Source organism: Proteiniphilum acetatigenes DSM 18083 (genome assembly GCF_000380985.1).
Lineage (GTDB): Bacteria > Bacteroidota > Bacteroidia > Bacteroidales > Dysgonomonadaceae > Proteiniphilum > Proteiniphilum acetatigenes.
In genome coordinates, this window is sequence record NZ_KB905692.1 from 36,823 (window position 1) to 62,954 (window position 26,132).

14 protein-coding genes are annotated in these 26,132 nt (G+C 43.0%); 7 read left to right on the top strand and 7 right to left on the bottom strand.

All coding sequences use genetic code 11. The features are described 5' to 3' along the window. Nucleotides 1-2 precede the first annotated feature (2 nt). From F597_RS0100095 to F597_RS0100125, 7 genes are all read left to right on the top strand, one after another. Nucleotides 3-2,837 carry an alpha-L-rhamnosidase gene (locus F597_RS0100095; protein WP_044059934.1) on the top strand — a complete coding sequence of 945 codons (2,835 nt, stop codon included), beginning with the start codon at nucleotides 3-5 and terminating at the stop codon, nucleotides 2,835-2,837. 14 nt (nucleotides 2,838-2,851) lie between these two features. After that, complete coding sequence (locus F597_RS0100100) at nucleotides 2,852-5,167, top strand: hypothetical protein (RefSeq protein WP_139224221.1); 2,316 nt, start codon at nucleotides 2,852-2,854, stop codon at nucleotides 5,165-5,167. 37 nt (nucleotides 5,168-5,204) lie between these two features. After that, nucleotides 5,205-5,519, top strand: a complete 315-nt coding sequence (gene rhaM / locus F597_RS0100105) for an L-rhamnose mutarotase (protein ID WP_019537667.1) — start codon at nucleotides 5,205-5,207, stop codon at nucleotides 5,517-5,519. Between the two features lie 490 nt (nucleotides 5,520-6,009). Beyond that, nucleotides 6,010-9,258 carry a glycosyl hydrolase gene (locus tag F597_RS0100110; protein WP_026326942.1) on the top strand — a complete coding sequence of 1,083 codons (3,249 nt, stop codon included), beginning with the start codon at nucleotides 6,010-6,012 and terminating at the stop codon, nucleotides 9,256-9,258. Nucleotides 9,259-9,269: 11 nt separating this feature from the next. Continuing rightward, complete coding sequence (locus tag F597_RS0100115; RefSeq protein ID WP_139224117.1) at nucleotides 9,270-11,300, top strand: glycoside hydrolase family 71/99 protein; 2,031 nt, start codon at nucleotides 9,270-9,272, stop codon at nucleotides 11,298-11,300. Nucleotides 11,301-11,404: 104 nt separating this feature from the next. Then, nucleotides 11,405-12,592, top strand: coding sequence for a glycosyltransferase WbsX family protein (locus tag F597_RS0100120; RefSeq protein WP_019537670.1), 1,188 nt, complete (start codon nucleotides 11,405-11,407; stop codon nucleotides 12,590-12,592). A 15-nt stretch (nucleotides 12,593-12,607) separates the two neighbouring features. Beyond that, nucleotides 12,608-14,416: a hypothetical protein gene (locus F597_RS0100125; RefSeq protein ID WP_019537671.1), complete on the top strand. Its 1,809-nt coding sequence runs from the start codon at nucleotides 12,608-12,610 to the stop codon at nucleotides 14,414-14,416. 202 nt (nucleotides 14,417-14,618) lie between these two features. Here F597_RS0100125 and F597_RS0100130 read toward each other — a convergent pair whose 3' ends face one another. The 7 genes from F597_RS0100130 to F597_RS19850 form a co-directional block, all read right to left on the bottom strand. Continuing rightward, nucleotides 14,619-16,682: a hypothetical protein gene (locus F597_RS0100130; RefSeq protein ID WP_139224118.1), complete on the bottom strand. Its 2,064-nt coding sequence runs from the start codon at nucleotides 16,680-16,682 to the stop codon at nucleotides 14,619-14,621. 102 nt (nucleotides 16,683-16,784) lie between these two features. Then, entirely contained in the window at nucleotides 16,785-17,651 is an 867-nt protein-coding gene (locus F597_RS0100135) for a BadF/BadG/BcrA/BcrD ATPase family protein (protein WP_019537673.1), read from the bottom strand. Between the two features lie 117 nt (nucleotides 17,652-17,768). Next, nucleotides 17,769-18,587 carry an N-acetylmuramic acid 6-phosphate etherase gene (locus tag F597_RS0100140; protein ID WP_019537674.1) on the bottom strand — a complete coding sequence of 273 codons (819 nt, stop codon included), beginning with the start codon at nucleotides 18,585-18,587 and terminating at the stop codon, nucleotides 17,769-17,771. Nucleotides 18,588-18,645: 58 nt separating this feature from the next. Then, entirely contained in the window at nucleotides 18,646-20,583 is a 1,938-nt protein-coding gene (locus tag F597_RS0100145; protein ID WP_139224119.1) for a PQQ-binding-like beta-propeller repeat protein, read from the bottom strand. Between the two features lie 79 nt (nucleotides 20,584-20,662). After that, nucleotides 20,663-22,018, bottom strand: a complete 1,356-nt coding sequence (locus tag F597_RS0100150; protein ID WP_044059903.1) for a DegT/DnrJ/EryC1/StrS family aminotransferase — start codon at nucleotides 22,016-22,018, stop codon at nucleotides 20,663-20,665. A gap of 70 nt (nucleotides 22,019-22,088) precedes the next feature. Continuing rightward, nucleotides 22,089-23,684 carry a beta-N-acetylhexosaminidase gene (locus F597_RS0100155; protein ID WP_019537677.1) on the bottom strand — a complete coding sequence of 532 codons (1,596 nt, stop codon included), beginning with the start codon at nucleotides 23,682-23,684 and terminating at the stop codon, nucleotides 22,089-22,091. A 62-nt stretch (nucleotides 23,685-23,746) separates the two neighbouring features. After that, nucleotides 23,747-25,951, bottom strand: a complete 2,205-nt coding sequence (locus F597_RS19850) for a hypothetical protein (protein ID WP_019537678.1) — start codon at nucleotides 25,949-25,951, stop codon at nucleotides 23,747-23,749. Nucleotides 25,952-26,132: the final 181 nt, after the last annotated feature.

Consider the following 26,132-nt stretch of genomic DNA (forward strand, 5'->3'; position numbering starts at 1 on the left):
ATATGAGACGAAAAAAAGAAAGATCTATCAATATCAGTATCGGGGTACTTCTGTATATTTTCAGTTCCGTTCTGCTATTCAATGCGTGTAATACAAGTGACCGCGACATATATATCGCGGATTTAAAATGTTGCAATATGACTGATCCGGAGGGGATTGATATTCCTTTGCTGAGTTGGAAGATCAAATCATCCCGGCCGGGGGTGGAACAAACAACCTGGGAAATAGAGATCGCCTCGCGGCAAGACCTGCTCAAAAAAGGAAAGGCCGACGTCTGGAAATCCGGGAAGCAGATCTCCGGTCAACAGTTCGGTATTCAGCCGGAAGCAGATTTTAAAGAGGGCTCATCCTACTTTTGGCGAGTCAGGATCTGGGGAAACAATGGTGAAGCAACTCAATGGAGTGAACCGGCCTGCTTTTCCATCGGTCTGTTGAATGAGGCTTCCTGGAATGCGAAATGGATAACCTATTCCAATCCGGATCAACATGCATTGCCTTATTTCAGGAAAGTATTTTCAACAGACCAAAAGAAAAAGATCACAAAAGCGCTTGTGTACTTCTGTGGACTGGGAGCGGGAGAGCTCTATATGAACGGCCGGCTCGTTGATGCTACACGTTTTCTTGATCCCGCACAGACCAATTATGAGCAATACGCGCTTTATAGCACCTTTGATGTAACCGGTCTCCTGGAAAACGGAGAGAACGTCGTTGGTGTGATGCTGGGTGACGGTTGGTTCTCCCAGGATGATGCATGGGGCGGGGCAAATTTCTCATACGGAGAGCCTATGCTCAGATTACAACTGATAATCTCCTACAAAGATGGTACACAAATGATCGTGGGGAGTGACGAAAAGTGGGAATGGACCGAAGGGCCTGTACGAAAAAGTAATATCTACCTTGGAGAAACCTACGATGCCAATTATGAAATTGAAGGGTGGAACAAGGTTGAGTATTCATCAGAAGGTTGGCAGAAAGCATTGGTAGTCAAAGAGAATATGCCGCCGCGACTATTACCGCAATTGATCCCTCCCATCAGGAAGAAAGAGGTTTTATCAGCCGAAAAGATATGGCAGGATTCATTAGGAAACTGGATTTTTGATTTTGGTGTAAATGTGGCCGGTATTCCTCTGCTGAAAGTGAATGAATCAAACGGCACTAAAATTACTATCCGCTTTGCGGAAGGGATTGATCAGCATAAAGGACTGGATTTCAGATCAACCGGATGGATTCATCATGGTGATATCTTTAAGGACCAATATATTTGTAACGGAAAGGGCATGGAAGAATGGTCACCGCGATTCACCTACCACGGATACCGGTATGCAGAGTTGTCGGGTGTTACAGAAAAGCCGGATAGAGAAACATTGAAATTGATTGTTGTCCATTCCGATATCGAGCACAGTGGCACCTTTGAATGCGCAGACGAACAGATCAATAAGCTGCATGAAATGGCTTTACGGACAGTGAAGAGTAACCTTCACGGCATTCCCACAGATTGTCCCATCAGAGAGAAATGCGGATGGCTGGGAGATGTGCACGCATATGTCAAAATGGCAAATATGAATTTCCAACTGGAAAATTTCTGGCATAAATATTTGGAAGATATTCGTTCCGGCGCTTCAAAGGAGGAAAAAAGCACTCTCTTTCACGAAAGATACAATAACACCTTTTACTTTACCGACAAAGCAGCCGGAATACCTTATATGATTGCACCCGGCAAAAGGCTTTGCGGAGTAGCTTCTCCCGACTGGGGAACCGTTCTCGTACAACTCCCATGGTGGATTTATGTGTATTACGGCGACCAACAGATTCTTGAAGAGTTTTATCCGCAGATGAAACAATGGACGCTGTACGTGAACTCACTGGCAAAAAATGAAGAGAGGAAAAAACTTTATAACAGGGAGACCACGTCCGTAGTCTACCAGGGACTGGGAGACTGGTGCCCTCCATTGTACGAATCAACTGATCCGACACCGGTTGAATTTACTTCCACCGCCTTTCATTATCTGGACGCGAAGATCATGGAAGAGGCAGCACGTCTGCTGGGTAAAAAAGAGGATGAAGAGTATTTCTCTATTCTACAAGAGGAGATTGCCCGTGAAATGATCGCAATAATGTACGATCCGGTAAATAAAACCTTCGGAACGCAAACCGCTGATGCCATCGCGCTGGATCTGGGACTTGTCCCTGACGGTGACGAGAACGCCGTAAGTGCATCCATCGTGAAAAATATGAACGAAAAGAGTGAAGGATTTATGCACTGTGGAATATTCGGATTATGCAGAATAGGAAGTATGCTTGCACGTCATGGCAACGCAGAAGCCGCATGGACCATGTTCACCAAAAAAGGGGAACACAGTTTCGAATGGATGTGGAAATCAGCGGATGCCACTACCCTATGGGAAACATTACCGATCAATGAGATAAGCAGGAAAGGAGCTTTAAGCGCTTCCTATAACCACCCTATGCAGGCCGGGTTCGACATATCTTTTTTCGAAGATATTGCCGGTATAGCTCCTGATCCTGCCGGTTACGGTTTCAAAGTGATTCGTTTTCAACCGCTTTTTTGTGATTATCTCCCCTGGGCAAAAGCAAGTATTCGTTCTCCTTACGGCGAGGTGATAAGCAGTTGGAAAAAAGAAAATGACATATTAGAATGGGAGATTTCAATTCCGCCTAATTCAACCGGATTGGTAACGTTCCCTTTTAAAGGGGAGGTCACGGTCAACGGAAATAAACTGGAAGATGGTGACTTTTCACGGGTTGAATCGGCGCAGGGAGTTGTCAGTTACAGATTTCCCTCCGGGAATTTTCACATCTATAATCACCAACAATAAAACACGCAGTTCCTATGAACTTTCGATTTACCTGTATTCTGTATGCAATCATTGTTTGCACTACCACAAACGTGATGGCAAAAAACGGGGAGAAACAATGTTTTGAGACCTTATTTCCAACAGAAGAATCGGAATATATTCCTTACCGGATACCCCCTGTGATAGGAGCATGGTTCTGGGGAGAAGAGCAATTCGAAACCGATGGTTATAAATATTTTATCGATCAGGTAAACAAATATTCCAGTTATAATTTACTGACAACGGCGATTAGAATCGCCGGGAGGGATATCACCGACATCGACGTCCACGATCAGGTGAAGCTGGCAGCAGAGTACGCGAAAGAACGAGGAATAAAAATTGCGCCGGACCTGGATCCCCGTCTGGCCTGTCGAAAGTTTGAAGCTATGTATCCGGATGAACTTCAGGAATCATTATGGCTGGAAGAAATATCTCTTTCAGAAAAAACACCGGTTGAAGCCGTTATCAGAAGTATAGATCTCAATGACCATATGACGGGAAGCAGAACTCCTTATATCTCACTGAAAGGTTCTTTGCTGCGTGTGTATGCTTACGATAAGACACCGGAGGGAATTAGCCCGGAGACCCTTCGGGAGATAACTGAAGAATGTGCAGTAACCGTTTCTTCAAAAGATTCGATTGTCGTCCGGCTTCCCGAAAATAAAGAGAACAGACGGTTACATGCTTGCGTAATGGTCACATTCACACATCTTGTACCTGATGTTTTTGCTCCGCACCTAATGGAGTTTACACAGAATATCATCCAAAGCTATTCAGATATTCCATTGGCGGGCGGCATGCGTGACGAATGGGGGTTTCCACCCAGTATTCCGGCCGATAGAATGGTCTCAGGAAATCATTTCTGGTATTCCATACATTATGCTGCCGCCTATGCAAAAAAAACAGGAGGAAGAGAATTATTGGCGGACTGCCTGTTAATGTCTGTCGGCATAAAAGGGAAAGAACAGGAAAGATATATGGCGATAAACCATTATATGGAATTAAACCGGCAGCAAAACAAAATGCTGGAAGATGATTTTTATCGAACCGTAAAAGAAGTTTTTGGGCCGGATGCAGCGGTAGTAACCCATCCGACCTGGTATCCGTACCCCAACAGGCTGGAAAGTAAAAAAAACGGATTGTACTGGTGGGCGGCAAGACGCGATTGGGCACAAACAGATGAAGTAACACCTCTGGGTATACGGACCGCCCTGGCAAAAAAGTGGAACAGTCCCGTCTGGTATAACCAGTATTACTCAACCAGCAGGAAGGATTATGAAGACGAAATCTGGAGTTGTGCACTCGCCGGGGGCAGGATCAACTACCATCCTCTGTATCCAAGTAAAGAAAAACGTCCGGATAGACATACGCAACTCTTTGGCGGCGACCTGATGCATGCGGAAAGCAAGATTCGCCTATTAAATTTTATAAGCAAAAGCCCTTTGGACTGTCCCGTGGCGGTTGTCTTCGGCCATCCGGCGGCAATAAATCCGGCCAGCTTGTCTTTCGATGATGTAGGTATGGAATTGGTGAACAGCCTTTGGCATACCGGCATTCCTACGGATTTAATTCCGTCCAGTGAAATAGAAGACGGCAGTTTATATATTGGCGAAAATGGGGGAATAAGATATGGGGAACAACAATACGCAGCGGTTATTCTATATAACCCCGAATTTGAAAAAATAACTACTGCCGGTTTTTTCAATCAGGCCTCCCGGGGACCAAGCAAACTTTTTCGGATGGGGGATTGGACTATGGATTTTGAAGGTAACGCTTTTGACGGTAACACTGCTTTACCGGAACAAATGATTGTTGGAAAAGATATAAAAACAATTGTATTGGCGGTTTCACAAGAGCTGAGAAAGCAAAATATTGATTTTCAGATCCCGGCGACACGGTTATCAGAGGGGTTTGGATATATTTCCAATACTCCTCCCACACAGGGATATGCCCGTTTAATTGACGGAACCCTAATTCAAGTCTCAGGAAAAGATAATCCGGCAGGAGATGTGATACACTCAAAAAAGAAAATTGGGAAATATACTGTAATTTTTGATGCGGTCGGCATTGCAGCTGTCAGACTCGATAAAGACGGTCAGGTTCAGGCATTGGCAGCAGGCGGTTTAAAATATTTTAAGACCAAAGACTTTATTATTGACCTGGAAGAGCGGATTGATCTTGCTTTATGGAGAAACGATAACGGAGAGATCGAAGGAATTATTCAAGGCTATGAAGGTGAAATTCCGGAACAGCTATTAACTATCACCAGAAATTGGACATTTTTAAAAGTTCCTCTTCCGTTTCGCGGATAAAAATAACGATATATCAGTGTAATAAAACAATAAAATTATGCAACGAATCGCTTTCAAAATGTTCTTAAAACCCGGATTTGAAAAAGAGTATAAAAAAAGACATTCGGAGATTTGGCCGGAGTTGAAGAAGCTGTTATCCGATACGGGAGTAAAAGATTATTCAATCTTTTGGGATAAAGATACAAATATCCTGTTTGCAGTTCAAAAAATTTACGGAGAACAATCTTCTCAGGAAATAGGAATAGAGCCGATAGTACAAAAATGGTGGGACTACATGGCGGATATAATGGAAGTAAATGAGGATAATTCTCCTATATCCATACCTTTGATAGAATTTTTTTATATGGAATAAAATCCTGACGAATGGACGTATGAAACAAAAGAACCCTTTAAGTGTATCCGTAATCGCAGTAAAATGAACATATTACGAAATCACATTAAAAGGTACAGACAAAGGGAAATTCTTACAAACAGCCATATTACATAGTTGATATATCATTTTCCTGAGTTAATTAGTTTAATTTTTAATTATCTTTGGATTATTTAGTTATTTAAGTTTCACTTATATCTTGGGAAGTGCATGCAATTAAACAAATCCAAATAATCGTCAGACAAACTATTACGTCACAATTGTATAACTTACCAAACATGAATTAGACATATCCTCTCTCACTTATCTAAAATGAAGTAAAAACAACAAATCGCTTGAATCATCAAAATATATTGAAATCGTGGGAGAAGAGAAGGGAAGAGTAATTATGAAACTCCGGCCAGGAGAATACCAGTTCTACGTAAAAATAAAAGAATTACTAATACGAATCAGTATTTAAAAGATTAAAATTATGAAGCTAAAAATGGAGATGTTGTTGATTGTGATTTTCGCCTTACATCTGACTGCATGTATGCAAAATTCCGAAAAAAATCTGCCACAACTATCGCAGGAATTGGAAAAAGGATTTGTGAATCCACCCGATTCAATCCAGACAAGTGTCTATTGGTACTGGATTTCCGATAACATTTCAAAAGAGGGAGCTGTAAAAGATCTGCATGCAATGAAGAAAGCGGGAATTAACCGTGCATTTATCGGTAATATCGGGATTCACGATCTTCCTTACGGAAACATTAAAATGCTGAGTGATGAGTGGTGGGAGATATTGCATGTCGCATTGAAAACTGCCACGGAGCTGGATATAGAAATTGGTATTTTCAACTCTCCTGGGTGGAGTCAATCGGGTGGACCATGGGTCAGACCGGAACAATCGATGCGCTATCTTGCCTCGTCGGAAGTAGTTGTCAAAGGACCCCGAAAAATAACGCAACTGCTCAAAAAGCCGCATGAGATGTTTCAGGATGTAAAAGTCATCGCCATTCCGTCTATTACAAGCGAAGGGATGGAGTTGAATTACAACAACACTAAAATTGAAACATCTCCTGCTATTCCCAATCTATCTGCATTGACAGACAAAAACCCGCTCACAGGTATAAATTTACCCGGCAATAATGTAACGATCACTTTTACACCGGAAAAACCATTTACAGCCAGAAGCCTGACTATTCAAACAACCCCTTCACCATTGAGAGCAGATGCGGAACTACAGGTAAAAGGGGATAATAACGGCTTCAACACTATCTCACGATTCGAAATTAACAGATCGAACCCGTCGCTCAATGTGGGTTTTGATTCCTATGCGCCGGTTACTATCTCTTTACCGGCCACTACTGCCAAAGAATTCAGGCTGATATTGAATTATCATTCACAGGGTGCGGGACTGGCAGAAGTAAATCTGAGTGCTATCCCTCATATGGAAAGATACAGTGAAAAAATACTGGCTAAAATGCACCCCACCCCTCTACCCTACTGGGATGCTTATCTATGGCCTGAACAGCCGGAAATCGACAATAAGAACCTGATCATCCATGCTCATCAGGTGGTCGATATCTCCGAAAAGATGTCCCCCGATGGAATGCTAAACTGGGATGTACCGGAAGGAGAATGGAAGATATTACGCATGGGAATGACTCCCACACAGGTAACCAATAGTCCCGCTTCACCCGAAGCAACCGGTCTCGAGATAGATAAGATGAGCAAGGAATGGGTCGCCAGTCATTTCGATCAATTTATAGGGGAAATACTCAGGAAGATCCCGGCAGCTGACAGAAAAACATTCAAAGTAGTTGTACAGGACAGCTACGAAACCGGAGGCCAGAATTTTACAGATAATATGCTGGAAGAATTCAAAGAGAGATACGGCTATGATGCTCTTCCCTATTTACCGGTTTACAGGGGATATGTTGTGAACAGCCCGCAGGAATCAGACCGGTTCTTATGGGATTTAAGGAGAATGATAGCAGATAAAGTGGCATATGATTACGTGGGCGGCCTGAGAGACGTAAGTCATCAACATGGGTTGACCACCTGGCTGGAGAATTACGGCCATTGGGGATTCCCCGGAGAATTCCTGATGTACGGCGGACAGTCTGACGAGATCGGAGGAGAATTCTGGAGCCAGGGAGAACTGGGTGATATTGAAAACCGGGCTGCTACCTCTGCCGGGCATATCTACGGAAAAACAAAAATCTCCGCCGAGTCCAATACATCGGGTGGGCCCGCTTATTCACGGCATCCGGCGATGATGAAACAACGGACCGACCGCTTCTTTGCCGAAGGGATCAACAATACCCTCCTGCATGTCTATATCATGCAACCTTATGAGGATAAGAATCCGGGAGTGAATGCGTGGTTTGGGAATGAATTTGACAGGAAGAATACATGGTTTTCCCAACTGGATCTCTTCACGCAATATCTGAAAAGAACCAACTTCATGTTACAACAGGGGCTCAATGTCGCTGATGTGGCCTATTTTATCGGGGAAGATGCACCCAAAATGACAGGGATCGCAGATCCTCCTCTCCCGATAGGTTACCAGTTCGACTACATGAATGCAGAAGTGATTCTGAGAGACATGCAGGTAAAAGATGGAATGCTTACATTACCACACGGCACGCAATACAGGCTACTTGTACTACCGAAATTAGAGACTATGCGTCCGGAAGTGCTCAAAAAGATCAAAAAACTGGTCCATGACGGGGCCGTGGTACTCGGTCCGGCACCCAACCGTTCGCCAAGCCTCCGGAACCAACCTGAAGCCGATGCACAGGTTCGCGAGATGTCCGCAGAACTATGGGGTGAAATTGATGGAGTCAAAGTTACACATAGACAATATGGCAAGGGTAGGATTATGGACGGTCTTACGCTGGAGGAGGTTTTTGGAATGCTCCAACTCCCTCCCGATTGCAGACTACCCGAAGACAATTCCATTCATTACGGACACAGGTCGATGGGAGGTATCGATATTTACTTTATCTCTAACCAGGCAGGAGAGGAAAAAGTGATCCATCCTGAATTCAGGGTAACGGGAAAACAACCTGAATTATGGGATGCAACCTCCGGATCAATCCGTATTCTTCCGGCTTTTGAGATAAAGGAACAGACAACCTCCGTACCCATCAGGTTGGCCGCCTATGAAAGCGTTTTTATAGTATTCAGGAACAAAGCCCGAAACAGCAACTCGACGGATATTTTGGATAATTACCCTATACCCGAAATTATTCAGGATTTGAAAGGGCCGTGGAGTGTCAGCTTTGATCCCGCATTCAGAGGTCCTGCCGAACCAGTGGTCTTTGAAACGCTTCATGACTGGACCTCCTCCCCGGATGGATCTATCAGATACTACTCGGGAACAGCACATTACAGGATTAATTTCTCTGCTCCCGAAGCAAAAGAGAATGAGACTATCGAGATTGATCTGGGTAATCTGACTGCAATGGCAAAAGTGAGTATAAACGGCACTTATGCGGGCGGAGTTTGGACATATCCCTACAAACTCGATATCTCTGATTTTGTAAAACCAGGAGAGAATGAACTGGTGATCGAGGTGGTCAATAACTGGATGAATCGCCTGATCGGGGATCAGAACCTTCCTGAAAAACAAAGAGAGACATGGTGTTTTGTAAATCCGTATAATGCACAGAGTCCGTTACAACCATCCGGTCTTTTCGGGCCTGTAACCATTCAGTCGGTAAAGTATTGAGGATGTCGAATATGCAAATAATCAAATTTATTACTCTAATTCTCTCGCTTCCGGTGATCCTTTTATCGTGTGGAGTCTCACAAGAGAACAGGGATGGCTCCACGGAAGAGAGTTACTACAGAGACCTCTTTTCCGACACATGGGTAGCCACCGATGCTATTGGCCGGGAGATGCCCGGCCATCAGGAAGTAGGTGATGTAAAAAAAGATCAAAGAAGGGTGGTCGGTATCTTCTATATAACGTGGCATACCCAGGGACTGGCAAATCTGGAACAACCCTATAATGCAGATGTAACCAAAATATTGAAGAAAGATCCCTCTGCCCGAATCAAAGCAGACCACCCGCTATGGTACACTAACTCCTATCATTGGGGAGAACCGGAAATGGGTTATTTCCTGAGTCAGGACGACTATGTGATCCGCAAGGATATGTCGATGCTCGCAGATGCCGGTGTGGACATACTCATTATGGATGTAACAAACGCGGTCAGATACTGGGATGAGTGGGATGTCACTTTCCGTATCATGCAGGAGATGAAAAAAGAGGGAAACAAAGTACCCCAATTCGCATTCTGGTCTTTTAACGGTCCCTCTATCACAGTAGTACAAGACCTCTATGACAAGGTTTACAAAGAGGGCAAATACAGTGACCTCTGGTTTTACTGGGATGGCAAGCCCCTGCTGCTCTACAATGGAACACCGTCGCTCGATGCGAACAGAGGAGGAATCCAGCACCCTAATCCCCATTATGACCCTGCTGCAGCCACAGATCCCGATCATCCTCATTATCAGGATCCTGATTATGCGGAGGAGTTTTATCAGGATTATACCAATGAAGTGAAAGAGTTTTTCACCCTGCGGACAATGTGGTGGGGATACTATGAATGGGGCGGGAAACGTTTTATCGGTACTGAAGACAACTGGAGTTTCGGTTACAGTATGGCGGATCAGCGTATAAAGAGTCTTCCCCCCGAACAACTTCTCTCATTGCATAACGGCAAAAGGGAACAGGCGGCAGTCACCACAGCACAGCATCCCGTTACCATGACCGATGAAAATATGGGAGTAGGAAAATCATGGTCCAGAGAGTTTGGCCAGCCTGAACTCAATGAACAGGACATGCCCAAATCGGCGTATGTCCCATGGTTGGGGAAAGAGGTTGAAAACCCGACAGATTACGGCATCTATTTTCAGGAAAGATGGGATGAAGCACTTGAAGCCAATCCCGAATTTCTCTATATCAACGACTGGAATGAATGGACTGCCGGAAAATATCAACCCGATGGCGGAGGGACCATTCCCTGGCTGGGCAGAGACAACCCCTTCTTTTTTGTAGACCAGTACAATGCCGAATTTAATCGTGGCATTCAACCGATGAAAGGAGGTTATACCGATAACTACTACATGCAAATGGCACAGAATATCAGGAGGTATAAGGGTGTACGTCCTATCCCTGAACAAAAAGGATTTGATAGGATCGTGATCGATGGAAATTTCAGTGATTGGGGAAAGATCAGAAATGAATTCAGGGATACCAGGGGAGATACCTATCACAGAGATGCCATAGGGTATGCCGGGATCAGGTATGTCAACAACTCGGGCAGGAATGATATCATTACCGGTAAGGCCGCAGTTGGCAAAGAGAATATCTACTTCTACGTGGAAACGGCGGAACCTCTTACTCCACATACAGATAAGAACTGGATGCTTTTACTGATAGATGCAGACAACGACTCCAAGACTGGATGGTATGGCTATGATTATCTGGTTAATCAAAACGTGAAGGGTGAAAATATGACAACACTGATGAAATATGACGGTCAACAGTGGATCGAAACCGGTGACCTTACTTACCACTACACAGGTAACCAAATGGAGATTGAAATTCCCCGCCGCCTGCTGAATATCAGTCAGGATCAACTTGTAATTGATTTTAAATGGAGTGATAATCCGGAAGAACTGGCAGATCCTATCTCTTTCTGCCTGAACGGGGATACCGCACCTAACAGAAGGTTCAATTACCGGTTGATATGGAAAAAATAAAACAATCATATAAAACACTCATAAGATACAAGTTCACACGAGACTATGATTAAAAAATATCTTATGTCTTGATTCTTGGTTCTTGAGTCTATTTTTTTAATTGTATGAAACATTTTTCTCAGTTCTTTATCCTTTTTACAGCGATTGTTTTCCTCTCTTCCTGTTCGGAGAATAAAAAACAAAACGTAAAAGAGAGCGATTACACAATTGCAGCCTTTTACTGGCCTGCCTATCATTATGAGCCACGATCGGAATTCCTTTTCCCGGAGAAAACCGGTGAATGGGAAATCATCCGCAATGCCGTCCCAAAAGAGGAAAGGCATCAACAACCCAAGGTGCCGCTCTGGGGATATCTCGATGAAGCAAATCCCAAAGATATGGACTTGAAAATCTCCACAGCACTCGAATACGGTGTAAATACATTTATTTTCGACTGGTATTGGTTCGAAAAGGCACCTTTTCTTGAAAGTTGCATCAACGATGGTTTTCTTAAAGCGAACAATGACCGGATGAACTTCTATCTTATGTGGGCCAATCACGATGCCACCACCTACTGGGACGTAAACAATCCTCGTGTAGACTCGGTTTACTGGGATGGAGAAGTGGACAGGGAGCAGTTTGATATAATAGTGGACCGGGTGATCTCCAACTATTTCAAAGAACCATCCTATTTTAAAATCGATGGCGAGCCGGTCTTCTGTATCTATGAGTTGAACACACTGATCAATGGACTGGGAGGACCGGAAAAGACAAAAGAAGCACTTGACTATTTCAGGCAAAAAACCGTGGAAGCCGGTTTCCCCGGACTTCATCTACAAAGTATTTTATGGGAAGCGCTACCCTCCACCATTGAAGGTGTTCCCGGTGATCCGATCAAAAGTCAGGATGATGTACTGAGTTATTTCGGTTTTAAGAGCCTGACAAACTATTGTTGGGCACACCTTCAAAATCCGGATGGAGATTACGAGGTATGGGGGGATGCTTCCACTGATATGTGGGGCGGATTTAGAGATCAGTTCTCCATGACTTACTATCCCAACATCACCGTAAGCTGGGATGCCAATCCCCGATTCCCTTTCAAGGCAGGGTATATCAATAACTCAACTCCTCAGAAATTTGAGAAGTACCTGATAAAAGCCAGGAATTATGTCGACGAGAACGCTATTAAGCCGAAAATTATCACCATCAATGCATGGAATGAATGGTCTGAAGGAAGTTACCTGGAACCTGACATCACATGGGGATACGGTTATCTGGAAGCAGTAAGAAATGTATTCGGCAGTGCCAATTAACTTTTATTTAATCGTATGAAATCGATATACTTCTTTTTTCTATTTTTCCTCGCAATTCTCACTTTGAGCAGTTCCGACAGAAAGAATGATCCTGTGGTGCACACCCCTCTCCTTTCCAAACAGGAAACGAAAACAATAGATCTTATTCAACCGTTGGCAGGATGTGATGAGTTAGGCAGAATACTTCCGGAACATGAGGAAGTAGGTGATATCAGGGGAAACAGGAATGTTGGTATGTTTTATTTCCTCTGGCAGGGAGATAATGCCTCTAAAACATCAGAACAAAAATGGGATCTAAGTAAGATCATTCCCAGTCACCCGGAAGTACTCGAAAAAGGGGATCACGAAAACTGGGGATCACGTCAGAGAGGACGTTATTATTTCTGGGGAGAACCGATTTATGGCTACTACAGGGGAGATGATTACTGGGTACATCTGAGAAATATGCAGTTATTGACCGATGCACAAGTAGACTTCCTGATAATTGACGCTACAAACACACTCATCTATGAAGAGCAATCGGATGCTTTGATGAGGGCCATTCGAACTCTTCAACAACAGGGCAGGAATCCGCCCAAAATAGTCTATTACACCAATACAGAATCGGGAAAAACAATGCAAAAGATTTATGATGCATTTTATCGATTGGACGCACCAATCCGATACCCTGAAACTTGGTACTATCTGGAAGGAAAACCCCTTATCATCGGGAGGACCAAAGAGGTCGACGGAAAAGAGTTCCAACCCTTTTTTACTTTTAGGGAATCACAATGGCCCAATGAACCAATCCAGGATAACGGATGGCCATGGATTGATTTTATCAGGCCGCAGCATGTATACAAAAACCGGAGGGGAGAAAGGGAAATCATCAATGTGTCGGTATGCCAGCACCCTGATCCGGGAGCGGGAATGGGGGGTTCTGCTTTTTATGGCAACAAGAACAATTGGGGACGTAGTTATCGAAATGGCAACCCGGGTAATCCGGAAAAGGATATTCTCTACGGATATAATTTTCAGGAACAGTGGGATTATGCCCTTCAACAGGATGTTCCTTTTGTGTTTATCACCGGATGGAACGAGTGGATAGCCGGAAGATGGGGCAGCACGGATGGAAATCCGGAGCACTCCTACTTCTGCGACCAGGCTGATCCGGAATACAGCAGAGACATAGAACCCACAATGACAGCCGGATTAAAAGACAACTACTATATGCAGATGGTGGCAAACATCCGGAAATACAAGGGTATGAATCCTGTACAAAAAGCCGGTAACGAAAAGAGTATCAAAGGATGGAACAACTGGGAAGAAGTTACCCCGGTCTATACAGACTATAAAGAGGACACTGAAAAAAGAGATCATCCATCGGCAGTAATCAATCCTCATATCCAATACACTAACACCACCGGCAGAAATGATTTCACAATACTGAAAGTAGCAAGAGACCGAAAAACGATCTATTTTCTTGCAGAGACTGCCAAACCGATTATCAATAGTAATGACGAACAGTGGATGAGGCTCTATATCAACAGCGACAGAGATCACACTACCGGATGGATGGGATATGACTTTAGAATCAATGCGGGAACACACTTGCAACAGTATACCGATGGGCAATGGAAGACAATCAGTAAAATCACAGTCAAAACGGAAGGAAACAAACTTATGTATAGTTTTCCCTTGAAAACAATTTCCGGCCGCAAAGGTGAACTCAATTTTGAATTTAAATGGTCTGACAATATGCAAACCGAAGATCCGATGGATTGGTATATCAACGGCGATGTGGCGCCTGAAGGACGATTTAATTATATATATCAGACTAAGTAAATCAAATACTTTTCTTTATGTGTAAAAGTTTAGACTTGATTGACTGGTCATCCCATCCTCATCCCCCGATCAAAACCAAACAGTTACCCTTTATTCTGTTATAAAATACCCTTTTGAGCCCACTGGAGTACTTAGAAGCCAACTTCGAAAAGTACGATTTGCATTCTTTCGAACTTTGGCTTCTAAGACTTTTGATGAACCTCTATTCTACTATCCAGGATGATTCCTCCATCGCTTTTTTCATATCCAACATAGTATGAGTATAATCCCAAAAACTTTCCTCTTTATCAGTTAATATTAGGGATAATAAGATCCATGGCTGTGACCAACCGGCCAATGTGGACCAAACACCCCAACCGGCATCGGCGTTTGAACCCCAATAATCCCATCTGTTATAATCAAAACCTCTGAACCATGCCCCGGCGATGTCTGGGTGACGATCACTCGTTACCTGAATTCTTATAAGATATTCTGCCAATTTATCACGAGCAGCTTTAATTTGTATATTATCAGTGGCATAATATGCCTCGTTTAATCCGAAAATGGCAAAATTGCAGGTATATAAACTACAAGAAGCGGGGTCTCCTTCGTTAAAGATCAAAGGCGCTTCATATACACCATATTGATCATTAGATATGGTTTTTCCCAGATCAACTTTACCATTGTCCCCGAAACTTTCCCGAATTCCTCCGGATTCTACCTGATATTTTAATATATCCGATACCATCAACTCTAACCATTCTCTGTGAAGAGGCGTATCTTCGACACGCACCAACCATGCCAAAGGTAAAATCATTCGCGCTCTTTCAATTTGAATACTTTGCACACATCTCCAATTATCCGGATAATTGTCCATCATCATTTTTATGCCCGCCTTTGCTTTTTCCAAGAGTGGTCCATATTGGGTTTGTTTATAAAGCCAGAGATAATTAGCCCAAAGCCATGATTCAAAATGAGCGCTCAAATGGGTTAATTCTGAGCCCTGATACACTTCTAGCCCTCTTTCAATAATATCACCTTCATTAAGCCTTTCTCCCTGAAAACCATATTTACCCGACAGGCGATAATTAGCCAGTATTCCTTCGACAATTTTATTGTTCCAGTGCTGTTTATTTAAAAATGCAGAGGCTCCTATCGTAGCAAGGAGGGTCCGTGCATTGTCGTCACCGTAAAACACATACGGATGGGTAACAGACCAACCGATTAAGCCGTATGATTTACTCAGTTTATCATTGCGTGGTCCATTGCGAAGAATGGATGAATCATAGAGATAATACAATAGATTACCGGGAACAGAATCCATTCTATGCAAATATCTTCCTCCAGCAGCAAGTGCCATTGCCGATTCGGCCTGTACGTCAGCTCTCATCCAATAACGATATTCCTGAGTGCCGTCATAATTTATCCTGGATGCATGACCTTCCAAAATCCCATTCGAGCCATCTCCTCTTTTTTTATCATTGCCTACAGGAGGGCCAAAAGGAAATGTACCATCTCCCTGATATTTTTTCCACTCACCCTCCCAGGAAGGATCCAATAACAGGTTCGATGAATAATACCAATTGTGACCATTTTCTATACATTGAACAATCGCCTCGGGATTCAATTTCTCATTTTTTCCGTACATGGGCTTCGGATCCTGTTCCCATTTTATCAACTCAAGCGAGTTACCGGTCAACCATCCGAGGATCTTTTCCCATATGATCTCCATAGTTTTATGCGGTCCATAACGGGCTGTACTGAAATTTGACAAACAAGAAGCAGCAATCAGTATATTCTTTTCCTTGAAAAGAAGTGGATAAACGGTGGTATTGGTTAATCCATATTCAGCGAAGTCAAATCCCGCAACTTTGGCATAGCAAAGCAATGTATCGGTAACATTGTATATCATTCTGATATGACAATCGTTTACGCTAAATATGCTCATGGAAGGAAGCTTTTCCCCGAAAAAATCGGAATAGACGATTCCTCTTTCCAACAACCCTTTGTGTACGACCGAATCCATGGAATGATTGGGTAAATACGTGGGATATTCAATATATACTCTGATATTTTTCTTAAAAAACTGTTTGTAACTATCAGGTGAGATATCAACCGTTTTATGGGGGTAACCAGGAGATGTAATTATCGCGACATCACCTTGTTTACACTGCTTTGCAATCTCATCAATGGATGAGACGGATATAAATGGAATTTCATTTATGGTCAATAGCTGGTAGAGGTCATTTGATTTTTCTCCGTAGAAATACAGTCGGGATTTTGCCATTATACTGAAAGTCGTTATAATGAACAAAAATGTGAGACAGATTACTTTTTCTTTCATGACTTTTTGAATTTATTCTACTATTTCTTTCATAAATAGTTGTTATTAAATACTCAGATATTTCGTGGCATGGTAGGCAATCAACCCATTCATTGCATCTTTTTCTATATTTCCAAGTTTCATTCCATATTCCCTCACTATCCTCTCCAGTATCTCACGGAAATAATAAGCAACAGATCCCACACAATTGAAACTGTATTCCCGGTAGTAAGGATACCTTATCACAATATTCCGGAAAAAATCCTGAAAAGAATTGTATACCAGATCATAATAGTAATCGGCCTCCTGTAAATGTTTTCCTGCAAACTTCGCAAAAGAGGCACAGTAACGGTTGGCAATAGGGTGTTCATAGACTTTGTTCAACAACTCCACCCCTGTCAGTTGAAAAGTATGGAAGAAAGTATGCTTAACTAAATCGGGCATTACCTCCCGGATATAATCACCGATCAATTTCTTACCTATATAGCTGCCGCTGCCTTCATCCCCCAACAGAAAGCCAAGTGATTCGATATTAGCTATCACATTTTTTCCATCATAGATACAACTGTTGGTACCGGTACCCAGTACGGCGGCAAAACCTTCCCTATCTCCAAGTAATGCGCGGGCTGCAGCAAGCAGGTCAGTCTCTATGGTGATCTGAGCAGAAGGAAAAAAGCTTCCTATCCCTTCTATCAGGATTCCATCGGTCTCGGAAGAATATCCCCCGCCAGCACTGTAGAAAAAGATCCGTTCTACACGGTGTTTTTTTTCTTTTACTCCTTCAGGCATATTATTCTCTAAAGATTCATTGATATAGTCACTTCCCACAAAAAAAGGGTGATATCCCTCGGTTTCGAACAGCGTTTCCTGTCCATTTGGGGTTAACAAGCACCAACTCGTTTTGGTAGATCCTCCATCGGCAATCAGTATCATGTCAGGGTATTTTTTAGTAAAATATTCTTATTTACTTTCTTTATATATCAAAAATAGTGTAAAAAACAGCAGCCGTATCACCTTTTGTGTGGATATGTTACATCCATCATATGGAATTTATTTCCCGGATTGGTGTAATGATTTCAGAGCATTGGCCACACTCCCGTGTTGAAGTAAATAGTCACGCGCCTGATCATAGTCGGTAATATCGGATTTATCCATCAGGATGTGAACAGCCCTGTCGGTAATCTTGTGATTGATGAGTTGAACATTGATCATCCTGTTATCCAGAACTCTCCCGAGTTGGATCATAACAGTGGTACTGATCATATCAAAGATCATCTTTTGAGAGGTACCTGCTTTCATCCGGGTACTACCGGTAACAAATTCAGGACCGGTAATTATTTCCACGGGATAATCGGACATCCCAGCAATCGGAGAATCCGGATTGTTTACAATGCAACAGGTAGTGATACCATGTTCTCTGCACATTTTGAGACCGTGCAACACAAACGGTGTGGTTCCGCTCGCCGAGATACCCACCACAATATCTCTCGATGAGACATTCCTTTCGGTAAGCATCTCCCAGGATTCTTCCGTATCATCCTCCTTTTCCTCCAGCGCTAGGATCAACTTATCTATTCCTCCGGCCAGTACAGAAAAAATCGTATCATCCTCCATCCCGAAGGTAGTAGGCAGTTCCAGGACATCCAACACGGAGAGTCTCCCTCCGGTACCGGCTCCCAGATAAATCATTCTTCCCCCCGATTTTACCTTATTTACAACCGCCGTCAATAACCTGTCAAGTTGCGGCTTTGCTGCTTCTACAGCCAGTGCAATCTTTTTGTATTCAGTAATCAATCCGGAGGTCAGTTCTTCTATGCCCTTTTTCTCCAGATCACGGTATAACGAAGGTTGTTCAGTAATTTTTTCCATATATATAGTTCTATTCAAAATAAATAATGTGATCGTTTTTCTATAAAGTATAAATTGTTTACCTGTTATTTTTTTGTATTTGGGAAATAATCCTCTCTTCAATATCTAGGGGATAGGTATCGGGCATACCATACCAGTAGAAGGAATCCATCCCTTCATAATTTCTCTTATCGATGTGTAAACGAGTAGGAAGATAGCTCGAGACATCGTTCGTGTAACCTGCTACCGAGACCATCTTCCCCGGCCAAAGTTCCTTTAGGCGAAAACTGTAAGGACTGGTCGTTTCCCGGGAAAATCCCACCAACTTCCAGTTCCCTATATTTAGAGTATGCACATATACAGGCATCGAAAATTGTTTCATCCCATTTTGCAGGTGACTGAGCATAATCTCCCCCCATATCTGATTCCTTTCTGCGAGCATTACATTTGTATTATTCTTTTCATCACGGATGAAGACGAGAAGTTCCTCCCTGCTCTTCATATCTATATCCACTTCTATAGTATCGAGAAAAGTGGTAATCGCACCGCTAATCTGCTGCATGGGCCGGTTAAGCACTGCTATCACTTCATTAGCCAGCTTCTCGCCTGTAACATCCGCCGAATCATCCAGAGGATTGATATCACCCGCGGTACCCTGTAGAAAGATAGTACACGAAGTGCCTCTTTTCTCTTCAATCAGTTTTCTTGCCACTCCGGGAAAATTTGCTGAGATGGAGAAGTTCAGTTTTCCGATAGTTCCCAACACCGGGTGGCAGGCTGCCATAAAAAGATATCCCTCACTGTGATCATGCAAATACCTGAAACGGATCACATCTACCGCGTCGTCATAAAGATCGGGGCGATCGGGAAGACTTCTGTTATATCCGAGTTGTGCTTTGCCCCGTCCGAAAAAGAGTTCAGCGGATTTCACATTGTCGAGCGATTGACATACTGCATTGATGATTGCTTCCTTCACTGTCGTATACAGATAGGTACTATCCGGTAATCGGTTGCTTTCCTGCCATGTAGGCCAATTTTGAGTAACGGGAGCAAAGTGAGTATGTGATGAGTTGATAAAGATAGCAGAAATGGGAAGACCTCTCTTCCTGTTGAGTTCCTCCTTGACTATAGCGGCAAACTTATTGTTGATTCCTGTCAGATCCAGACCAACAATCACCGCTATATTATCGCCGGAGCGGATGGCAAGCGCACGGGCAGAGAGATCCCCTTTACTGCAATGTTCTGCTATGTAGAGTCTGTTATTCCCGTCTATCCCGTATATATGATGATTTGCCACAGCGATCTTTGCCATATCTTCAACTACGGTTATCCCGTTTTTATATCCAATCTTAATCCATTTATTATGTTGACATGTACTACCTTGCTGAAAAAGAACACCTTTAGTTGTCAATGCGACCAGTTTTTCGTCAACGTCAATGAGGCTGGCAACCTCTTTCAAAAGAGGAATACCTGTCCTCTCCCATTTCACTTTCCCTGATGAGATATCAGCAATCCAGAATAATCCTTCCCCATCTGCCAGGTATAGTCTGTCCGCGGCAATGGTAATTGCATTTACCGACCGACCCGTTATGCCGATCTCCTTCCACTTCAACCTCTTCTTGGATAAATCTCCCTTTTTCAGGTGTCCGTCCGAAGTAATACCAATGATTATATTCTCTTCGATGGAGATATATCTGATATCAACAGCATCACCGACCTTCTCCCAGCGCAATGGATTTGTCAGACTGCTCCTGAATAATGATTGACCGTCAACTGAATAAAGACCATTCTTACCTCCTGTAATACTGATAAAGGAAGGTATCTCTCCTTTTTCATTCCACTGAATCGTAAATCGTCCGTCCCAGGGAGATGCATATCCTGCAAGTGCAAGTGATACGAATTTACCATCCGGCTCAAGGCTGGCTTGTCCCGTTCCTACTTCATAAATTTTCTGGGAAAAGGAGGGCTTCAGAAACAAGAATAGCAGCAGGGAAATAAACGGCATTCTTTTCCTCATAAAAAATATATTGCATATCATTATGAATATCTGTCTGTGTGATTGATTCTGCTCTGAAAAGCAAGATCAATATATCTGATTACAGCTTGCTGATCGCTTTTGCTTCACGGGATATTTTTCTTATCCCCTTAGCAATCATTTCCATATCGCTTTTACTGCCCAGTAACATCGTCTGTGTGAGCCATACGGCCTCTTCTCCGCAAAGTCTGTCATTCGCAGGACAGGAGAGCTGATCGAGCCACAGCTTCATTCTCTTCTCTCCGTATATTTTCAGATAATGTTTATTCTGAGCCAGATTCCTTACATAAGCATCTTTTATCAGAGAGACGTAACCGGGTGAACAGGGAACTCCTTCGGCATTGAGGGCACCAATAAATTTCGAGCGATCCATACCGGCAAACTGTTGCTTATCGTAACGGAACATATAGAGATGATAGGCGCTACGGGTTACTCCTTCATAGAGCTTTGCCGGTGTAATACCGGGTATTTCCGAAAGCATCTCCGTCAGGTACTGCGCATTCTCGAAGCGTTTCTTTATCTGTTCCGGTATCCGGGTCATTTGCGCCAGCAGGATTCCCGCCTGGAATTCCGTAAGTCTAAAATTGGACCCACGGGTACCGGAACCGGGGACAAGGCTGGCCGAGTCAGACCCTTGACCTTGATGGTGGAAACTGTAACATTTCTTGTAAAAATCTTCATTATTGGTGATAATAGCCCCTCCTTCACCTGAATTGAGATTTTTTGAAGCCTGAAAGCTGAAAGCACCTCCTACCCCGAAATTACCTACACTCTTTCCCTTCCATTCGGCAAAGTGAGCCTGACAAGCATCTTCAATCACCGGCAGATTGTATTTTGCTGCGATCTTCATTACCGCATCCACATCAAAAGGAGAACCTCCTATATGAACAGGCATCAGAGCCCGGGTATGGGGAGTAATCGCCGCTTCAATTTTAGCAGCATCGATCTGGAAGCTTTTGATGTCGATGTCCACAAAAATAGGTAATGCATAATTCTGGACAATAACGTTGTAGGTGGCAATAAAGGTATAGGGAGGTAGGATTACTTCATCCCCCGGACCAATATCCAACGCACCAAGCATTGTAGAGAGAGCCGTAGTGCCGCTCGATGTGGCCAGGGCATATCCCGAACCTGTCATCCCTCTGAACTCTTCTTCAAAGCGGGGAGTCGTTTTGCTCCCCAAGCGGCACCACTGGCCACTATGTAATACCTTCAGTAGTTCTTGTTCTTCAAGAGCACCAATCACAGGCCATCCCGGCCAGAAACCCCCAAAAGAGGGTCTCCCGCCAAGAATAGCTGACTGCCGGTTTTGTGATTGTAAACTATAGGGAATATGCGATAATCCCACGGCTGCCCCCATGCCCACCATGGAGGAGGTTTTGATAAAATCCCGGCGATTCATTGTTTTCTTTTTCATGCTATTACTTCTAATTCAATTAAGTCTTTCAAAAAAATCCCATAAATCCCTTTAGACGTGAAAAGAACTCTCAGTTTGCTTCTTCTACAGGCTGAAACTTTATTCCCTTTCTTGACCACCGATCCGTGAAATAGTTCAATCGACGAAGAAAACTTTTGTAGTCTTTTGCATCTTGTTGCGTCCAACCCACTTCTGCGTAAGCAGCAATTCGAGGATATGTTTGCTTTTGAATCGATTCTGGCGTTGGAGTCCATGCGCTCCACATCTGACACCCTATTCCGATTATCTTACTACGATAGGCCTCGGGAATATTGTCTGGAATAGGCCCGAAACTGTAAGCTTTTTTCAGAGGTATGGATTGATAACTGTAGTCTAAATAGGTGTAGACGTGATAGGAATTGACAATATCGTATCCGCTTTCAACCGCTTTGGCAATTTCATTTGGATCGCCTTTCCAAAAGTGGACTATTACGTTATCAGCAATTTTCTGAGAAGGATCTTCAAAAGAGATATTATCATCTTCATGGAGAGCTTTACCCAAAATTTCGTTCCATCCCATCATCCGGGCCCCTTTATCCTGGATATACCTGGACATCATGTTACTGAAGTCTATTTGAACGTCCATATAGGATGTAAATCCTTTCTCTTTGTACAATTCATTTACTTCATCATTCTCCTGCCAATGGTCAAACCTTACTTCATCACCGCCAATGTGTATGACATCTGTTTCAAACAAATCAAACACTTCATCAATCACATCTTTAAGAAATTGTTGCACACAACTGTTGGCAACATTAAAAGTGGGGTAATGCTTTTCGATTCTTATGGGCACTTCAATTTGTTCTTTTTTGGATCCCAGCCATGGATAGGATGCAATTGCTGCACTGGCATGTCCAGGCATTTCAATTTCTGGGATCATTTTGATATGTCTACGTTTGGCATAGCGCAAAATTCGTTTGATATCTTCTTGCGTATAAAAACCTTCATGAGGTTCACCCATCGTTTCATCACTTCCTCCTCCCTTGAGGGTATCTTTCCTTTTTGAACCAATTTCTGTCAATTTGGGATATTTTTTAATTTCAATTCTCCACCCTTGATCATCTGTCAGATGCCAATGCAATCTATTGATTTTCAAGGCAGCCATCTCATCCAGTATTTGATAAACCTCTTTTTCTCCTTTAAAATATCTGGCTTCATCAACCAGATAAGCTCTCCACCCGAATACCGGAGCATCATCAATGATTTGTGTTTGTAAAACGCCCTTTCCCTTAGCAGAGGTGTAGAGCTGTAAGAGCGACTGCAAAGCGTAAAACACTCCTGCATCATCATGCCCGATAATTTCAATTTTTCTGTTTCCGATTTCTAAACGGTATCCCTCTTCTTTCTTGACAACCTTTTTATTGGTTGAAAGAAACAGATTTGCTCTTTTTTTGTCAAAACTGATTTCAGCGTCAAAACCACACTGATCTTTTACCTCATCCACAAAAAAGTCCGCTTCTAGAATGTTCCCGGGAGCGTAGATACTGATTTTTTCAGGAATTTTATATACTCCCTCTGTCAGTTCAACGGAGACCGGTTTGGGTAGAATAATATCTTTTTCAGCTTGAGAGAAAAGAGACAAAGGAGCGATAAGCAGTATCAATAAAAAATATAATGTTCTTGTCATATAGTTACTCTATTTTCAAATCCTGTTTACTATTTCTAATCGAAGAGTAGTGCGCAGAGAGATCATCTCTTGGCAACAACGGATTCTCTAAAATAATCTTTAATAGCCTCATCAACATAGCTTTTCAAGTCCATTTCCCGGGTAAAATCCCAAAAGGAGGTTTGAAGCAATCGTAAAGAGAACACCATGGTGATCCAGCTCTGTGACCATCCGCTTTCAATGCTCCAGGCACCCCATCCGGCATCACCGTTTGAAGCCCAATATTCCCACCGATGGTAATCGAATCCCCGGAACCACCCTCCATCGAGTTCAGGATGTTTATCACTGCTGATCTGAATCCGGCAGAGAAAATCAGCCAGTTTGTTTTCCGCCTCACTGAAGAGAGGGTCTCCCGAGGCTTCGGCAGCTTCATGCAGACCGAGAAAAGCAAAGTTCACTGCATACAAAAGATCACTACCGGTATCCCCATCGATCTGGATGATCGGAGATTCTGTGGCGCCATACTCCTCATTCGTTTTGGGTATTTGATAATGGCCGGCTCCGAAATTGTTTTTATCAGCTTCGATCCTTTCAGGGATTGTACCTGTAACAGGGTCCTGTTCCATATCTGTCAATAGTTCATAAAGCCAGGTACGATGCTGGGAAGTATCTTCAATTCTTAATAACCATGCCAAGGGGAGCAACATTCTTGCCCGGTCCATTTGAATTCCTGTAACACCCCATTTGTGGGGATATCCCTCCATCATGGTATAAATACCAGTCTTTGCCCGCTCTAAGAACAACTCAAATCCGGTTTGCCGATATGCCCAAAGATAAATAGCCCAGAGATACGCCTGAAAATTCCCGGAGTAACTGACATTACTCGAATTGAAGTAATATTCCCATCCGTTATGGACTAATTCAGGATGGTTTATTCTATCCGGTTGAAAACCTTTCTGACCACTTAATCTTAGATTGGCCAACAACCCGTTCGCAATTCTTTGATTGAATTCCTTCGTTTGCAAAGCAGATGCAGCCATAATCATTCCTAACAGCGTCCGTGCATTATCATCTCCGTAATAGACATCGTACCCGTTCAAAGTCTGATAATAATGAGGGATGTCATTCCATCCTATCAAACCATAAGCCGAATTATTAGGATCAGCTCTTTCTTCTTGTGTCATTATAGATGAGAATAGCCATCTGCCAATATTCTCACCGGTTTTCAAATAATCAGGATTTTCAAGTACAACACCTGCCAGAGAGATGCTTCCGGCTACTTCACCGTTACAATCGTTCCGACGCCACCAGAGTGTCGGCTGTGTTCCATTAAAAAGAATATTGGATCTTAACCCCTCAAGCACTCCGTATGAACCGTTTCCAGCCTCTAATGAATCGGATATCTTACCGATTCTGTCACCCATTGGGAAATCTCCTTTTTCATATAACCTGTTGCCATGTTCACTAAGAATCATTTTTGCATTAAAATACCAGTTTATTCCGCGTTTCAGCGCCTCTCGTTCAACCTCCTCAGGCAGTTTATCCGATACACTAAAACTTGGCTCCACTATAGGTTGCCATTTTAATTTTCGGATCTTATTGTCGGGCAACAACCATTCAAGGAGATAATTCCATATTTCGTCCCAGGCATCGGTCGGTGCATATCGTGCAGTGATGAACTGACTCAGTTTAGTCGTTGAGACCATGAGCTTTCCCTGCTCAGGATGAGGACTTATCTCGCTCAGGATAGGGGAAACCTTTTCGGGTAAACCGTACACCGCACTATCAAACCCGGCTACACGGGCTACCACAATATCCGGCTTATCCAATTCCATATCCACAAAATGGCAATCATGAATCACCAGAATTCTGTCTTTCTTAAGTTCCGGGGCAAAAGAATCTGAAGAAATCACGGCTCTTTCCCAATGAGTTTTTTTGATACCATGCGACACATAGCCCGGAATGGAAGAAGGATACTCGAGGTATAACCTCAATTTTTTCTTCAATGCCTCGTCAAACAGAATGCTGTCCACTTTCACTGTCTCTGTGGGGTAATTATCTGCCAATATCATCACTGCGCTACCTTCGCGGGCATTGAGAATTGCCTCTTCCGGCGTATTGAAACGAACGCAGGCAATCCCATTATTTTTCAACACATTATATAAATCGTTCTGCTCATTGCAACTCAATATAATTGTTTGTTTTGAGAATGAACAGGATTGACAAAACAGGATGCCCAAAAATAAAAACAGGAAATAGGCTCTTGTTCGTAATATATCTTTTTTCATATGATTAAAACTTTTATTTTCAAATGTATCATATGGAACTCGCTTTTAATCATGTTCACTGAAGTTAGTCGTTTTCTACGCTCAACATAGTCAAAACAAGTTTTTCCTCTGTATTCGCTTATCAAAAACATTCTTGTGTGAGAACAATTCTCATGCTCGTTTCATACGATTAATTCAAATT

Excerpts from the sequence above, each read along its gene's own strand:
- F597_RS0100145 (WP_139224119.1), bottom strand. The coding sequence starts at position 20,583 with ATGAGGAAAAGAATGCCGTTTATTTCCCTGCTGCTATTCTTGTTTCTG.
- rhaM (WP_019537667.1), top strand. The coding sequence starts at position 5,205 with ATGCAACGAATCGCTTTCAAAATGTTCTTAAAACCCGGATTTGAAAAA.
- F597_RS0100095 (WP_044059934.1), top strand. The coding sequence starts at position 3 with ATGAGACGAAAAAAAGAAAGATCTATCAATATCAGTATCGGGGTACTT.
- F597_RS0100135 (WP_019537673.1), bottom strand. The coding sequence starts at position 17,651 with ATGATACTGATTGCCGATGGAGGATCTACCAAAACGAGTTGGTGCTTG.
- F597_RS0100150 (WP_044059903.1), bottom strand. The coding sequence starts at position 22,018 with ATGAAAAAGAAAACAATGAATCGCCGGGATTTTATCAAAACCTCCTCC.
- F597_RS0100125 (WP_019537671.1), top strand. The coding sequence starts at position 12,608 with ATGAAATCGATATACTTCTTTTTTCTATTTTTCCTCGCAATTCTCACT.
- F597_RS0100130 (WP_139224118.1), bottom strand. The coding sequence starts at position 16,682 with ATGGCAAAATCCCGACTGTATTTCTACGGAGAAAAATCAAATGACCTC.
- F597_RS19850 (WP_019537678.1), bottom strand. The coding sequence starts at position 25,951 with ATGAAAAAAGATATATTACGAACAAGAGCCTATTTCCTGTTTTTATTT.
- F597_RS0100120 (WP_019537670.1), top strand. The coding sequence starts at position 11,405 with ATGAAACATTTTTCTCAGTTCTTTATCCTTTTTACAGCGATTGTTTTC.
- F597_RS0100155 (WP_019537677.1), bottom strand. The coding sequence starts at position 23,684 with ATGACAAGAACATTATATTTTTTATTGATACTGCTTATCGCTCCTTTG.
- F597_RS0100100 (WP_139224221.1), top strand. The coding sequence starts at position 2,852 with ATGAACTTTCGATTTACCTGTATTCTGTATGCAATCATTGTTTGCACT.
- F597_RS0100140 (WP_019537674.1), bottom strand. The coding sequence starts at position 18,587 with ATGGAAAAAATTACTGAACAACCTTCGTTATACCGTGATCTGGAGAAA.
- F597_RS0100110 (WP_026326942.1), top strand. The coding sequence starts at position 6,010 with ATGAAGCTAAAAATGGAGATGTTGTTGATTGTGATTTTCGCCTTACAT.
- F597_RS0100115 (WP_139224117.1), top strand. The coding sequence starts at position 9,270 with ATGCAAATAATCAAATTTATTACTCTAATTCTCTCGCTTCCGGTGATC.